General features: G+C 58.0%; 13 protein-coding genes and 1 tRNA gene. 8 read left to right on the top strand and 6 right to left on the bottom strand.

Features of this window, described 5'->3' with window-relative positions; translation table 11 throughout:
* Nucleotides 1-344 precede the first annotated feature (344 nt).
* The gene (locus tag QD409_RS34600) at nucleotides 345-809 is read right to left on the bottom strand and encodes an Hsp20 family protein (protein WP_092849998.1); all 465 of its coding nucleotides are present in this window, start codon (nucleotides 807-809) and stop codon (nucleotides 345-347) included.
* 413 nt (nucleotides 810-1,222) lie between these two features.
* Nucleotides 1,223-1,639: a DUF2000 domain-containing protein gene (locus tag QD409_RS34595; protein ID WP_092850000.1), complete on the bottom strand. Its 417-nt coding sequence runs from the start codon at nucleotides 1,637-1,639 to the stop codon at nucleotides 1,223-1,225.
* A gap of 132 nt (nucleotides 1,640-1,771) precedes the next feature.
* On the opposite strand from QD409_RS34595, the gene QD409_RS34590 reads away from it, so the two are divergent.
* The 3 genes from QD409_RS34590 (at nucleotide 1,772) to QD409_RS34580 (ending at nucleotide 4,641) form a co-directional block, all read left to right on the top strand.
* Nucleotides 1,772-2,251 carry an Lrp/AsnC family transcriptional regulator gene (locus QD409_RS34590; protein ID WP_092850004.1) on the top strand — a complete coding sequence of 160 codons (480 nt, stop codon included), beginning with the start codon at nucleotides 1,772-1,774 and terminating at the stop codon, nucleotides 2,249-2,251.
* A gap of 221 nt (nucleotides 2,252-2,472) precedes the next feature.
* Nucleotides 2,473-3,540, top strand: a complete 1,068-nt coding sequence (locus QD409_RS34585; protein ID WP_430764951.1) for a cyclic nucleotide-gated ion channel — start codon at nucleotides 2,473-2,475, stop codon at nucleotides 3,538-3,540.
* 126 nt (nucleotides 3,541-3,666) lie between these two features.
* Nucleotides 3,667-4,641, top strand: coding sequence for an alpha/beta fold hydrolase (locus tag QD409_RS34580; RefSeq protein ID WP_092850014.1), 975 nt, complete (start codon nucleotides 3,667-3,669; stop codon nucleotides 4,639-4,641).
* A gap of 152 nt (nucleotides 4,642-4,793) precedes the next feature.
* Here QD409_RS34580 and hisN read toward each other — a convergent pair whose 3' ends face one another.
* Both hisN and QD409_RS34570 read right to left on the bottom strand, forming a co-directional pair.
* Nucleotides 4,794-5,567, bottom strand: a complete 774-nt coding sequence (hisN, locus tag QD409_RS34575; protein ID WP_430764950.1) for a histidinol-phosphatase — start codon at nucleotides 5,565-5,567, stop codon at nucleotides 4,794-4,796.
* 391 nt (nucleotides 5,568-5,958) lie between these two features.
* A complete protein-coding gene (locus tag QD409_RS34570; protein WP_245298025.1) occupies nucleotides 5,959-6,858 on the bottom strand; it encodes an N-formylglutamate amidohydrolase in 900 nt (299 codons plus the stop codon).
* Between the two features lie 273 nt (nucleotides 6,859-7,131).
* Between QD409_RS34570 and cpdR1 the strand changes: the two genes are divergently transcribed.
* Both cpdR1 and QD409_RS34560 read left to right on the top strand, forming a co-directional pair.
* Nucleotides 7,132-7,494, top strand: coding sequence for a response regulator CpdR1 (gene cpdR1 / locus QD409_RS34565; RefSeq protein WP_004117561.1), 363 nt, complete (start codon nucleotides 7,132-7,134; stop codon nucleotides 7,492-7,494).
* 84 nt (nucleotides 7,495-7,578) lie between these two features.
* Nucleotides 7,579-7,653: transfer RNA gene (locus QD409_RS34560), tRNA-Val, on the top strand.
* Nucleotides 7,654-7,791: 138 nt separating this feature from the next.
* On the opposite strand, the gene QD409_RS34555 is transcribed toward QD409_RS34560, so the two are convergent.
* On the bottom strand, nucleotides 7,792-8,100 hold the full coding sequence (locus tag QD409_RS34555; RefSeq protein WP_092850031.1) for a hypothetical protein: 309 nt from the start codon (nucleotides 8,098-8,100) through the stop codon (nucleotides 7,792-7,794).
* A gap of 213 nt (nucleotides 8,101-8,313) precedes the next feature.
* Between QD409_RS34555 and QD409_RS34550 the strand changes: the two genes are divergently transcribed.
* Nucleotides 8,314-8,556, top strand: coding sequence for a hypothetical protein (locus QD409_RS34550; RefSeq protein ID WP_092850041.1), 243 nt, complete (start codon nucleotides 8,314-8,316; stop codon nucleotides 8,554-8,556).
* Between the two features lie 177 nt (nucleotides 8,557-8,733).
* Nucleotides 8,734-9,201: a hypothetical protein gene (locus QD409_RS34545; protein ID WP_092850046.1), complete on the top strand. Its 468-nt coding sequence runs from the start codon at nucleotides 8,734-8,736 to the stop codon at nucleotides 9,199-9,201.
* Between the two features lie 30 nt (nucleotides 9,202-9,231).
* Here QD409_RS34545 and QD409_RS34540 read toward each other — a convergent pair whose 3' ends face one another.
* Nucleotides 9,232-9,483, bottom strand: coding sequence for a hypothetical protein (locus tag QD409_RS34540; protein ID WP_092850053.1), 252 nt, complete (start codon nucleotides 9,481-9,483; stop codon nucleotides 9,232-9,234).
* A 400-nt stretch (nucleotides 9,484-9,883) separates the two neighbouring features.
* Here QD409_RS34540 and QD409_RS34535 point away from each other — a divergent pair, with 400 nt between their 5' ends.
* Nucleotides 9,884-10,984, top strand: a complete 1,101-nt coding sequence (locus QD409_RS34535; protein ID WP_430764949.1) for a DUF475 domain-containing protein — start codon at nucleotides 9,884-9,886, stop codon at nucleotides 10,982-10,984.
* The last annotated feature ends 688 nt before the right edge of the window (nucleotides 10,985-11,672 follow it).

Below are 11,672 nucleotides of genomic sequence, written 5' to 3'. Positions count from 1 at the left end.
GTTGCATGGTCATCGCTACGCGCGGTTCCGAAGTCTCATCCGGGTCCAATGCCAGTGCCTGATGGCCGCAGCCGCCCAGAACATCAAGAAGATCGCAATGGCCCTCACCAAGGCCAGCCAACCGAGCCCCGCATAAGCAGAGGGAATCTGAACGGCCCGTTCAAAACATCCAGTCAACCTCGAAACTCAACACAAAATAAAACCCCGCCAAAAAATGACGGGGTTTGTCAGCGGTCTGAAGGCGCCCGATTGGGCGCCGCTTCTTTTTGATCTTGGGAGGATCAAGGACATGGCGGCTTAAGTCCGCCAGCCCGGGCATGACGGTCGAAGACCGTCAGCCAGTCTTAGTTGATATGAGCCTCGATGGCCTTCGGGGTTTCCACCTGCTCAGCCGCGATGGAGATACGACGGGGCTTCATGGCTTCCGGAATGTTGCGCAACAGATCGATGTGCAGCAAACCATTTTTCAGCGAAGCCGCCTGGACCTCGACATGATCGGCGAGCTGGAAGCGGCGCTCGAAGGCGCGCTTGGCGATGCCGCGATAAAGATATTCGCTGACTTCAGCCGGCTCTTCGCTCTTTTCGCCCTTGACCTGCAGGACATGGGCATGGGCCTCGATGCTCAGTTCCTTTTCATCGAAACCGGCAACGGCCATGGTGATGCGATAGGTATTCTCACCGGTGCGCTCGATGTTGTAGGGCGGATAGGTCTGAGCCTGATCCGGCTGCGCAAGACTGTCGAGCATGGTGAAGAGACGGTCGAAACCGACGGTGGACCGGTAAAGGGGAGAGAAGTCTACGTGACGCATGGAGTCCTCCTGTGAGCGACAATTGCGATTTCTATTTTTGTCCCATGACCCCACTCCTGGCGGCCTCGGGACGGTTCCGCGAGCCCGTTTGGCACCCGCAGAGAGGAGATGGGGATCGTTTTTCGGGAGTTCAAGCCCCCTGTGCCACCGCTCGCATTTTGCGGAAAAGCACTGCGTGAACCGCAGATGAACGGGCGGTTCGGAACCGGTTCAGGCTGGCAAGCCTACCAATAAATCATCGGAACACCATCGTCCGATGACTGAAGTGTATCGTCCCTTCTTCTTCAGTCTTGCTCGGCCGGCGAAGCGGATCTCTCTATCCCGCGAGCCGGCCTTTTTCTTTCCAGCCGCCCAAGCAGTTCCAGGAAGAGTGCAACGCGGCTTTCCGTCCGGAATTGCGTCAAAGCGGACAACTACCGCAACAGCTTCAGCGAGCCCGTCAGCGACTTCACCCATTTCGATGGACCCGCTATTCCCAGACCGTCGATCACTTCCGCCGCGAGGTCGCGATCGGGAAACGTTGCCTCGTACTCCCTGTAGTCGTGCAGCGAGCGTGCGAAAGCCGGAAACGCGACGACGGCCCGTTCGCCCTGTTGCGGCAATGCCTTCAGCAGCAGCGACCGGATGGTATCGGCATCCGCCTGCAGCATCGGAACCGGCATGTTCGAACTGATGTCGATGGCCCGAACCTCCCTATCTGTCAGTTGCCGCGCTGCGAGCGCGGGAAATCGCGCGCCTAACCCGATCGCGATGGCGCCGGCGGTATTGGCGATCAGCCCAAGCGGCAGATCCGGATTGATGACGATGGCGAGACGGATATCAGGAAGCATGGGAACCCTGTTTTTGGTGTCGATGTTCTCAAGAAGAATATCCCCAACACTACGGAGAATCCTACCTTTTATTGCCAGGATTTGACTATATATGGTAGAACCTACCCATATTGACCCATATCGAGGCCACATATGCCCTTTCCACTTGAACCGATGGACCTGCGAATCCTCGGAGCGCTCCAGAAAGACGGACGCCTGACAAACCAAGCGCTTTCGTCCGAAGTCGGGCTCTCGACCTCTCCATGCTGGCGACGCGTGCGCCAACTGGAAGAAACCGGAGTCATTCAGGGCTATACGGCGACCCTCGACAGGCGCCAGATCGGCCTCGGCGTGCTTGCTTTCATCAGGGTGAAGATCGACAGCCATAGCGAGGCCGAAGCCGAAGAATTTTCGCGCGACGTCCTGAAGCTGAGCGAAGTCGTGGCATGCTACAGCATTGCCGGGGATGCGGATTTCCTGCTGCAGGTCGTTGCCGCGGACCTCGATAGCTATGCGGATTTCGCCATGGCAGTTGTTCGCCGCTTGCCGCGCATCAAGGAGATGCAGACGACTTTCGTGCTCAAGGAAATCAAGCCCTTCAAGGGCTTTCCGCTGGATGTTGGCCGGCGATAGTAACAGAAGGCGTGGAATGCCGGATGCCGCACGAAGGTGGTCGCTCGTCATGCCGACAAAGCGACAAACCTATTGCAATTCCTCCATCCGATTGCAAAGTCTACCGTAAATTGCTCCCTTTACGAGCGAAACCTGGCTGCGGTGCATGTCCCGACAGCCCTTTACGTTTGGATCGAAGCCATCCTATTCTACGAATAGTGGCAGCCCACCCGGGGTATTGAATGTCGGCCTTCCGTTTCTCAAAGATTTCCGTATCGCTGAACGCGCTGCTCGCTGCAATCGGCCTGTTGACAGTGGCTGCACTGACGACGCCGTACATAACCGGACAGACCAGGCTCATCCTGGAAGTCCTGCTCGTCAGCATTTGGGCTGCTTACGTTCTGCAATTGATCGAGACGCTGATCATGCAGCGGACGAGAGGCGTTCGCGGCCATGCACTGGAAATCGCCGTCGACGTCCTTGCCGTTTTGATTCCCTTGGCCGCATTCTTTTTCATACGCGGGCGCGATCAAAGCCTCTATTGTGCCATCTGGCTGCTGAAGCCGCTGCGCGGCTCAACCTTCTTCAGGCTGCTGGGCAGGGTTCTGACCAAGGAAGCGCGCAACCTGATCGGCGTCACTTCCATTTTCGGCATTGTTCTGTTCGGCGCAGCGCTCGCAGCCTATATCATCGAGCGCGACGTCCAGCCTGACAAGTTCGGCAGCATTCCGCTGGCGATGTGGTGGGCGGTAGTGACGCTGTCGACCACCGGCTACGGCGACGAGATTCCGCAAAGTTTCGCCGGTCGCGTCCTTGCCGGGCTGGTCATGATGAGCGGAATCGGCATCTTTGCGCTGTGGGCCGGTATCCTCGCCACCGGCTTCTACGAAGAAGTTCGTCGCCAGGATTTCGTGCGCAATTGGCAGCTGGTTGCGGCGGTGCCGCTGTTCCAGAAGCTTGGTTCGGCCGCACTCATCGAGATCGTGCGAGCGTTGAGACCCCGTGTCGTGCCGGCGGGCGGCATAATCTGCCGCAAGGGCGAGACCGGCGACCAGATGTTCTTCATCGTCGAGGGCCGCGTCAGCGTCGCCACACCGAACCCTGTGGAACTTGGCACCGGCAGCTTCTTCGGCGAAATGGCACTGATCAGCGGCGAACCTCGCTCGGCGACCGTCAGCGCCGCAACTGAGGTCTCGCTGCTATCGCTCTATTCCTCGGATTTCCAGATGCTGTCGAGTAGCAGCCCGGAGATTGCCGACATCATCCGCCAAACCGCACTCGAACGACGCGGTGCGACACCGAAGACCTGATGCAGACGGAGAATATCGGCACAGGGTATGCGTGCCGCTGGGACCGCCAACAAACCATTTGCAATTCCCCCAAGCTGCGCTATCCCCTTGAGAAGGACCATTCCGTCAGCGAGGCACGACACCGTCATGGATTCGATCCTCTACTCCACAGCAGACAATCCGGTGCCGGAGAACCGCACCGAGGGGTTCTTCGAGAGCTTCGACGGGCGCAAGTTGCGCTACGCCATCTTCCGTTGCGAGCAGCCGGTTGCCAAGGGAACCGTCGTGCTTCTGCAGGGCCGCAACGAGTTCATGGAGAAATATTTCGAGACGATCCGCGACCTCACGGCCAAAGGTCTTTGGGTCGCGACCTTCGATCTTCGTGGCCAAGGCGGATCGGAGCGGCTGTTGAAGGATCCGTTGCGCGGCCATGTCCGCCGGTTTTCGGATTACGAACGCGACCTGACGGCTTTCCTCGACAAGATCGTCCTGCCGGACACGCGCCTGCCGTTCTTTCTCCTTGCGCATTCGACCGGCGCTTTGATTGCCATGTCCGCCGCACCGCGACTCGGGAGCCGCATTGAACGCATGGTGCTGTCGGCGCCCTTTATCGGCCTGATGGGTCACGGCGCCTCCCCCAACCTCATCCGCTTTCTCTCCAGTGCGGTCAGCAATGTCGGGCTTGGCCGGATGCAGTTCAGCAAGAAATTCAAGGAGAGGCCATTCGCCGAGAACCCGCTGACGACCGACGAGCAACGCTACCGGCGCAACATCGGCATTGGCACGACCCATCCGCAACTCTGCCTGGGACCACCGACGGCACGCTGGCTGTCGCAGGCATTCCGGACAATCGAGCGCGTCAACAGGCCCGAACACCTGTTCTCAATCCCCATTCCGACCATTCTGATTGCGCCGACGCGAGACGGCGTCGTGCCCTATATCGATCAGGAGCGGCTGGCGCGTTATTTCCGGGCCGCGCAACTCGTGCCCATTCACGGCGCCAAGCATGAAATCCTGCAGGAGCGGGATATCTATCGCAACCAGGCCCTCGCCGCCATCCACGCCTTCATTCCCGGCAGCGATGCGGTGGCGAATGCTTACGAAGTGGAAGCCGGGGCTTAAGCGATCCGTTTTTCACGGATCGCTTGGCAAACTGTCGGCAGCCTCAGGCCTTAGAGTAATTCCAGGAAAAGCGCGCAGCGGTTTTCCGTCCGGAATTGCGTAAAAACAATAAGTTAGAGCTGCTCTCAGATTCCGTGAAAAACTGAACCGCTCTAGCGAGACAGGATGGCGCGAGCTTGCTCATAAACAGCACGGCTGCCTGCTGCGATGATCGATCCGCCCATCTCCGGAAGGCCGCCATCCCAAGTGGTGATGATGCCGCCGGCCTGTTCGATAACCGGGATGATACCGCCGACATCATAGGGTTTCAGCGAATTCTCGACAACGAGATCGACATGACCGGCCGCAAGCAGCGCATAGGCATAGCAATCCGTGCCATAGCGAAAGAGCCGAACCTGGCTCTCGATTTCGCGATATCTGGCAAGTTCTTCGCCGACGAAGAGATGGGGCGACGTTGTAAAGAGAATGGCGTTTGACAGGCTGCCGCAATCGCGGACCTGCAACCGTCTTTCCCCATCCGGGCCCGAATAGGTGGAACCATTGCCATCGGCGAAATAACGCTCGCCGGTAAAGGGCTGGTCGATCATGCCCATGATAGCACGGCCGTTCTTCTGCAGGCCGATCAGCGTTCCCCATACCGGGACACCGGAAATGAAGGCGCGCGTGCCGTCAATCGGATCGATCACCCAGACATGCTCGCGATCGAGACCGACGCTGCCATGTTCTTCACCCAGAATGCCGTGATCGGGAAACTCGGCCTCGATCAGGGACCGAATCGCCACTTCGGCGGCGCGATCTCCTTCCGTCACCGGATCGAAGCCCTTGGCTTCCTTGTTGACCACATCGATGCCGGCTCGGAAGCGCGGCAGGGTTTCGGCCTTGGCCGCTTCGGCCAGGCGGTAGAAGAACGAGCGATCGGGAAGCATGGTCAATCCGGGTAAGTGACGGGATGGCGAAGTCATAGCGCATATGGATCATGAAGCAAACCGGATGATGACGCCATAGGCGGAATGCCTGCCGATCGGGCAGAATTTTCCCATCTGCCTAAATATTTTGCACTGCAAAATATTGCTTGACATTTGTGCATTGCAGCATCATCATCCAGCTACAGTCTTCTGACTGTAAATGCCCTTCCTGGGTGTTTCCTCCCTAGACTTAACCGCGCCACGAGCGCGGTTCTTTTTGTCGGGATATCCCGAGAAACCAGGCGCCAAGCCGCAAGGACCGACACCGCCGGCCAGCCGCCTCCCTGATATCGATTGGATTGCTTGCCCGGCGAAACACGCACCGGAAGATCAGAAGCAAATAGGGGCGTTTCTATTCCGCAGCCAACGCCGGGTCGCCGGTGTAGGATTCCACATGCTCGGCAATGCGCTTCATGAAAAGCGTGATGGCGGATGCGACCTGGTCGAAATCCGGGCGCTTCTCCAGCGTCGTCTCATCGACATAGAGAGCGCGATTGACCTCGATCTGCAGGGCGTGAAGCCCGCGAGAAGGACGGCCGTAATGCTCGGTGATGAAGCCCCCTGCATAGGGCTTGTTGCGCACGGCGTTGAAACCGAGTTCCTCAAGGATCTGCATGGCGGCGCGGGATAGCTCCGCCGAGGCGCTGGTGCCGTAGCGATCACCGAGAATGAAATCCGGACGCATATTGCTGCCGGCGATGCGAATATTGCCGGGCATGGAATGGCAATCCACAAGAACGCCGAAACCGAATTTTACATGGGTGCGCGCAATCAGCCGCCGGAGGGTGGCGTGATAGGGCTTGTATATCGTGTCGATCCGCCTCAGGGCATCCTCGACCGGGACGCGGCGCGCATAGATCTCCATATTTTCTGCGACGATTCGCGGGATGGTCCCGAGGCCGCCGGCGACCCTTAGCGAATTGATATTGGCATAGGATGGCAACGCGCCGTCGAACATGCGCGGATCGAGCTCATAGGGCTCGCGATTCACGTCGATATAGGCGCGCGGAAAATTGGCAAACAGCAGCGGCGCACCAAGGGAACTTGCCGCCGAAAAAAGCTCTTCGACGTAATGATCTTCCGAGCGGCGGATGGCGATGCCCTGCAGGCGGGATTGAGCGATGAAATCGGGGGGGTAAATGCGCCCGCTATGCGGCGAACTGTAGACAAACGGTATCGTCTGGGAGCCGGGCTCCAATACCTCGAAAATCTCGAAACTACGCATTTCCGCGGACATCAACGTCTTTACCATGTCAACAACTTGTCGCAATAGTCATGTTGCCAGCTGCATGACAGCAAGTCCATAGTAACTTGAACGAAATGGCCTTAATCCAAAGCGCCGTAGTCGAATTCTCCGAATGCGCGATCAGCGGGAACTTAAGAGGTTTTCGCGGAATTCGCTCGTGCCTCGAACAAATGCCAAATTGGCGCGTTATGCCCCACCATTCACGGCTTGTTTACGGCGGAGCGTTAACCTAAACCCTCGACGTGCCCAACCAGACAAGATTGATTAGCGATAGAGATGATGACCCAGAAGATACTTCTTGCCGAAGATGACAACGACATGCGTCGCTTCCTTGTGAAGGCGCTCGAAAAAGCCGGCTACAAGGTCTTGTCCTTTGACAATGGAGCCAGCGCTTACGACCGGCTGCGCGAAGAACCGTTCTCGCTGCTTTTGACTGATATCGTCATGCCGGAAATGGACGGCATCGAGCTGGCGCGCCGCGCCACCGAACTCGATCCCGACCTGAAGGTGATGTTCATCACCGGTTTTGCCGCCGTCGCATTGAACCCTGATTCGAAGGCGCCGAAGGATGCGAAGGTCCTTTCCAAGCCTTTCCACCTTCGAGAACTCGTTGACGAGGTCAACAAACTCCTTGCCGCGTAAGGCTTTTGGCGGCCACGTCACAAAACCGAAAAAAAGCCTATTGACGGCAACCAAGGTTTTGTGATCTATGCGCCGCCATCGGATGGGCGTGTAGCTCAGCGGGAGAGCACTACGTTGACATCGTAGGGGTCACAGGTTCAATCCCTGTCACGCCCACCATCCTAATTCGCTGAAAAGCAAGGCCTTTCGAGAAATCGAAAGGCCTTTTTAGTTTCATATCGATCGGCAGGGCCCGAACGTCGTCAAAGCGGATCCAGCCGAAGAACAGCCCAACGGCCTGAGAAGAATTGCGGGCGCTCAGCGATCCAGGAAATTCCGGAACACTGCCGTCGTCGGATAGGCATAGGCGCCACGGTCGATAAAACCTTGGCGGTAGAGGCAGGCTCGCAGAGCCAGCCAGTAAAGCGTACTGTTCGGGTCGGACGACCCACGTCGCCAGGAATAGGCCTCGGGCTCGCAATAATTGAGTGCCCTGTCGTATCTTGCCATCACCACCGGATCGCTATCGGCACGAATGCCTTGGTGGATCTGATAGTTCGAAGGCGCCTCGCCTGCGGAGACGCATGCCAGGCTCAAAATCGCTCCCAGCGCTAACATCATTCTCATGTGCTTCGATCTCCAACTTGCCGCGTCTCGAAAAATTCGAGCGCAAGTCGAGAATAATCGCCTTTTGAAAGATAGCCAATCACATGGTTGAGTCGGCTGTGATTGCGGTTTGCACGCAGCCTGCGACACAAGTTCCCGCCACAAGCCGCTTGACTTCCGGCCGGACCGTCATCCTACTGTCATATCAGCGCATCGATCATACGGGAGGATGAGATGACGGTGATGAAGCGGCAGTTCTACAAGAACCACAAGCCCAATGGTGACGAATATATGTTCCACCTCGCCCGCGACACCGAAAGCGGCGAGGTCTTCGTCATTCGCCAGGCGGATTTTGTCGTCGACGGCGGCAGCGAGAAAGCCATGACCCTCTACGAATTCCTGGCCGGCGGCGGCAATCGTCAGAATGCCCTGCTGCAGCTGATCGGCTCGCTCGTCCCGGAAGCGGCGCCGCACTGAGGCTGTAGCGCAGAGGCGCGCAGCCGTTCTGAAACAACGGCTGGCGTAACGTCAGCATCCTGAAGCGCAAGAAGCAAATCTGAAAGATCGCGATGCGCTTCGGGCTTGGCTTCTGCTTCGGGTTGACTGCCACATTTTGATCGGCGAATCTGCACCGGCTTGAAAGGAGCCCCTCTTATGCGATTCGCAGGCATTGCTTTTGGATTGACGATATTGGCCGCAACGTCGGCCGGCGCAGTGGAAAACTTCCCGTCGCAGGGCGTGACCGTCGTCAGCGGAAAATGTTCAAAACTCGTGGTCGGCAAACTTGATGCCTCCAAGGGCTGCACGGGCGAACTCGCCAGCGTGACGGGGCCAGATGGCTCAGTGACCTTCATTTTCACGTCCGGCGGTAAAATGCTCGGCTTCCAGGGCGACGGCAGAGGCATCAAACCAGGCAGCCAGAAGGGCACGGCACAGTTGCCGATCGACGTTATTTCGACCGGCGCCGGCAACAAGATGTCTGGCGTCGAAGCAAAGGGCACTTGCACCTTCGCAAACCCCTATGCCGGCAAGCCGGTCACCATCGAATGCTCGGCCAAATCGCCCAAAATGAGTTTCAACGGCAGCTTCACATCCGACGGCAAGACGCCCAGACACAAGTAGCCATCACTTATCGAATGGCCTGTGGCTGGACTAGTGCCGCGAGCCGGGTTTCCGCTTCTTGCCATGATTGGCATCGGCCGGCGCCTCGCGCGACAGGTCGGCGCCATTGATATGGGCGGGAACATGGACATCTTCATGCGTCACGGGATGCAAGGTCAGATCGACATGATGCGGTGGCAAGACCTGCGCCTGGCGAAGCGTATTGGATCGCGCTTTCTTCTGCCGTTCAGTCAGCTCCGGCTTCGGCTCCTGCGCTTTACGATGAATGGGATTGGGGCTCATGGAAGCTTCTCCTATCGGTCACTGTCGTCAGGGTAAGAAGGACGGTACAAACAAGCCTGATGGGCAAACGCCACCTTTCCCGTTTGGTTCCTCAAATTCTCAATCTTGAAAGCAGAGCCATCGAGGGGGATTTCAACCCTAGACACTTGACGTGCGTCGCGACTTCACTAACTTATAAGCATCTCCGCGGCCCTCCTGACATCGGTGGCGGATTGAACTTTGGTGCCGGGCCCCTCTGGCGAGAGTTTTTACGGCGCTCTCGCGATGTCGGTACCGCCTGCAGATGAGCCGGCGGACTTCTTTCCATGAATAGCTTGACCATGCCTCATCCGCATGCCGTCTTCGGCATGTGGCTGCGCGCTTTAACGGGCTTCACCACCCTTCTCGGCGGGGTGCGTCCATGACGTCGCCCACCGCTTCCAAATCTGTACTCAGCTATTTCGGCTGGGCCTTTGCCGTCACCGTGGGTGGCCTGGCTCTTGGTGCCTTTTTAGGCTGGAACACGACCGGCACGCTCGGCGGCCTCGCCACGGCTTTCTTCATCTGCGCGGTCCTGGCCGTGCTGGAGATTTCGCTTTCCTTCGACAATGCCATCGTCAACGCCAACAAGCTGAAGGAAATGACTCCGGTCTGGCAACATCGCTTCCTGACCTGGGGGATCATTATTGCCGTCTTCGGCATGCGCATCGTCTTTCCGCTGGCAATCGTCGCCATCGCTGCCTGGATCGACCCCTGGGAGGCGCTGAAGCTCGCCGCGACCAAGCCCGAGCAATATGCCGAGATCATGCAGGCCGCACATCTGCCCATCGCCGCCTTCGGCGGCACCTTCCTGATGATGGTGGGCCTGACCTATTTCTTCAACTATGAGAAGGATGTTCACTGGATCGGCTTCATAGAGAAGCGGATGGCGCATTTCGCCACCGTCAAGGGCATCGAAATCGCCTTCGTGCTGATTCTCGTTCTCATCTTCACCTCGGTGCTTGACGGTGATGATGCCACGACCTTCCTTCACGCTTCGATCTATGGCCTCCTGACCTTTCTCCTAGTGGAAGTCCTGGCGGGCTTTCTGGATGCGTCTCAAAGGACGATGAGTGCGGCGGCAAAAGGCGGCTTCGGCGCTTTTCTCTATCTTGAAATCCTCGATGCCAGCTTCTCCTTCGATGGCGTCATCGGCGCCTTCGCCCTCACCCAGAACCTGTTCATCATCGCCATCGGCCTCGGCATTGGCGCCATGTATGTCCGCTCGATGACGATCATGCTGGTGGAAAAAGGCACGCTGGCCCATTACCGCTACCTCGAACACGGTGCCTTTTATGCGATATTGATCCTCTCGGTGGTCATGTATGTGCAGACGCTGACGCACATCCCCGAAGTCGTCACCGGCCTTGGCGGCGCGGCCCTGATCGGCATCTCGCTCTGGTCGTCGATCCGTTACAACAAGCGCAACGGCCTCAACCACGCGCCGGTGCACGACGAAGAGAGAGATCGGGCGGAAGCCTGAGCAATCACGCTGCAATCGCCGCCGCCGAAAGACGGGCGGCGGCGCCTTCCATGACGGAAGCCGCTTTCGACGGCTCCGCGGTTTTGATTGCGCATAGTGCTGGGGTCAGGACTCATTGTCTGAGATAGATGGAGACGGTTGCACCGATGCAGACGGATGAGAAGAAAGCGTGGGCGCATCGATCGTAGCGGGTGGCGATCCGTCGCCAGTCTTTGATGCGGCCGAACATGTTTTCGATTTTAGCGATAGCTGTCGTAGCCACGGTCCCCAATCAGCGTTTTCGCGGCCGGACGCGCATCCAGCATGAGTGCGGCCCCCTTGCGATCGCTCATCGGGCCTTCGGTGAGCAACATGACAGCTCCTGTTCGCCGTCATGGAAGCAATCTCGCCCGCATCATGCAAGAAACTTAATAGGTCCTGAGCCTAGAGCAATTCCAGGAAAAGTGCGCAGCGGTTTTCCGTCCGGAATTGCGTAAAAACAATAAGTTAGATGGTGTAACGGGCGGAGCCCGGCCAGCCAGGTTTGAATGGCTGGTGGTCGTCCCTCACAATGATGGTGTCGCGGAGTCAGGAGAGACCTGCTCCATAGCATCACGGAGAGACGACCATGAAGCAGTATGCCGGCATCGACGTATCATTGGAATACTCAAGTGTGTGCGTGGTGGTGCGTGGTGGATGCGGATGGCCG

It is taken from the genome of Rhizobium sp. BR 315, from assembly GCF_050577975.1.
Classification (GTDB): Bacteria; Pseudomonadota; Alphaproteobacteria; order Rhizobiales; family Rhizobiaceae; genus Rhizobium; species Rhizobium miluonense.
This window is presented reverse-complemented; position numbering and strand designations above follow the sequence as displayed.

Excerpts from the sequence above, each read along its gene's own strand:
- QD409_RS34600 (WP_092849998.1), bottom strand. The coding sequence starts at position 809 with ATGCGTCACGTAGACTTCTCTCCCCTTTACCGGTCCACCGTCGGTTTC.
- cpdR1 (WP_004117561.1), top strand. The coding sequence starts at position 7,132 with ATGACCCAGAAGATACTTCTTGCCGAAGATGACAACGACATGCGTCGC.
- QD409_RS34540 (WP_092850053.1), bottom strand. The coding sequence starts at position 9,483 with ATGAGCCCCAATCCCATTCATCGTAAAGCGCAGGAGCCGAAGCCGGAG.
- QD409_RS34550 (WP_092850041.1), top strand. The coding sequence starts at position 8,314 with ATGACGGTGATGAAGCGGCAGTTCTACAAGAACCACAAGCCCAATGGT.
- QD409_RS34590 (WP_092850004.1), top strand. The coding sequence starts at position 1,772 with ATGCCCTTTCCACTTGAACCGATGGACCTGCGAATCCTCGGAGCGCTC.
- QD409_RS34555 (WP_092850031.1), bottom strand. The coding sequence starts at position 8,100 with ATGAGAATGATGTTAGCGCTGGGAGCGATTTTGAGCCTGGCATGCGTC.
- QD409_RS34570 (WP_245298025.1), bottom strand. The coding sequence starts at position 6,858 with ATGGTAAAGACGTTGATGTCCGCGGAAATGCGTAGTTTCGAGATTTTC.
- QD409_RS34580 (WP_092850014.1), top strand. The coding sequence starts at position 3,667 with ATGGATTCGATCCTCTACTCCACAGCAGACAATCCGGTGCCGGAGAAC.
- hisN (WP_430764950.1), bottom strand. The coding sequence starts at position 5,567 with ATGCTTCCCGATCGCTCGTTCTTCTACCGCCTGGCCGAAGCGGCCAAG.
- QD409_RS34595 (WP_092850000.1), bottom strand. The coding sequence starts at position 1,639 with ATGCTTCCTGATATCCGTCTCGCCATCGTCATCAATCCGGATCTGCCG.
- QD409_RS34545 (WP_092850046.1), top strand. The coding sequence starts at position 8,734 with ATGCGATTCGCAGGCATTGCTTTTGGATTGACGATATTGGCCGCAACG.
- QD409_RS34585 (WP_430764951.1), top strand. The coding sequence starts at position 2,473 with ATGTCGGCCTTCCGTTTCTCAAAGATTTCCGTATCGCTGAACGCGCTG.
- QD409_RS34535 (WP_430764949.1), top strand. The coding sequence starts at position 9,884 with ATGACGTCGCCCACCGCTTCCAAATCTGTACTCAGCTATTTCGGCTGG.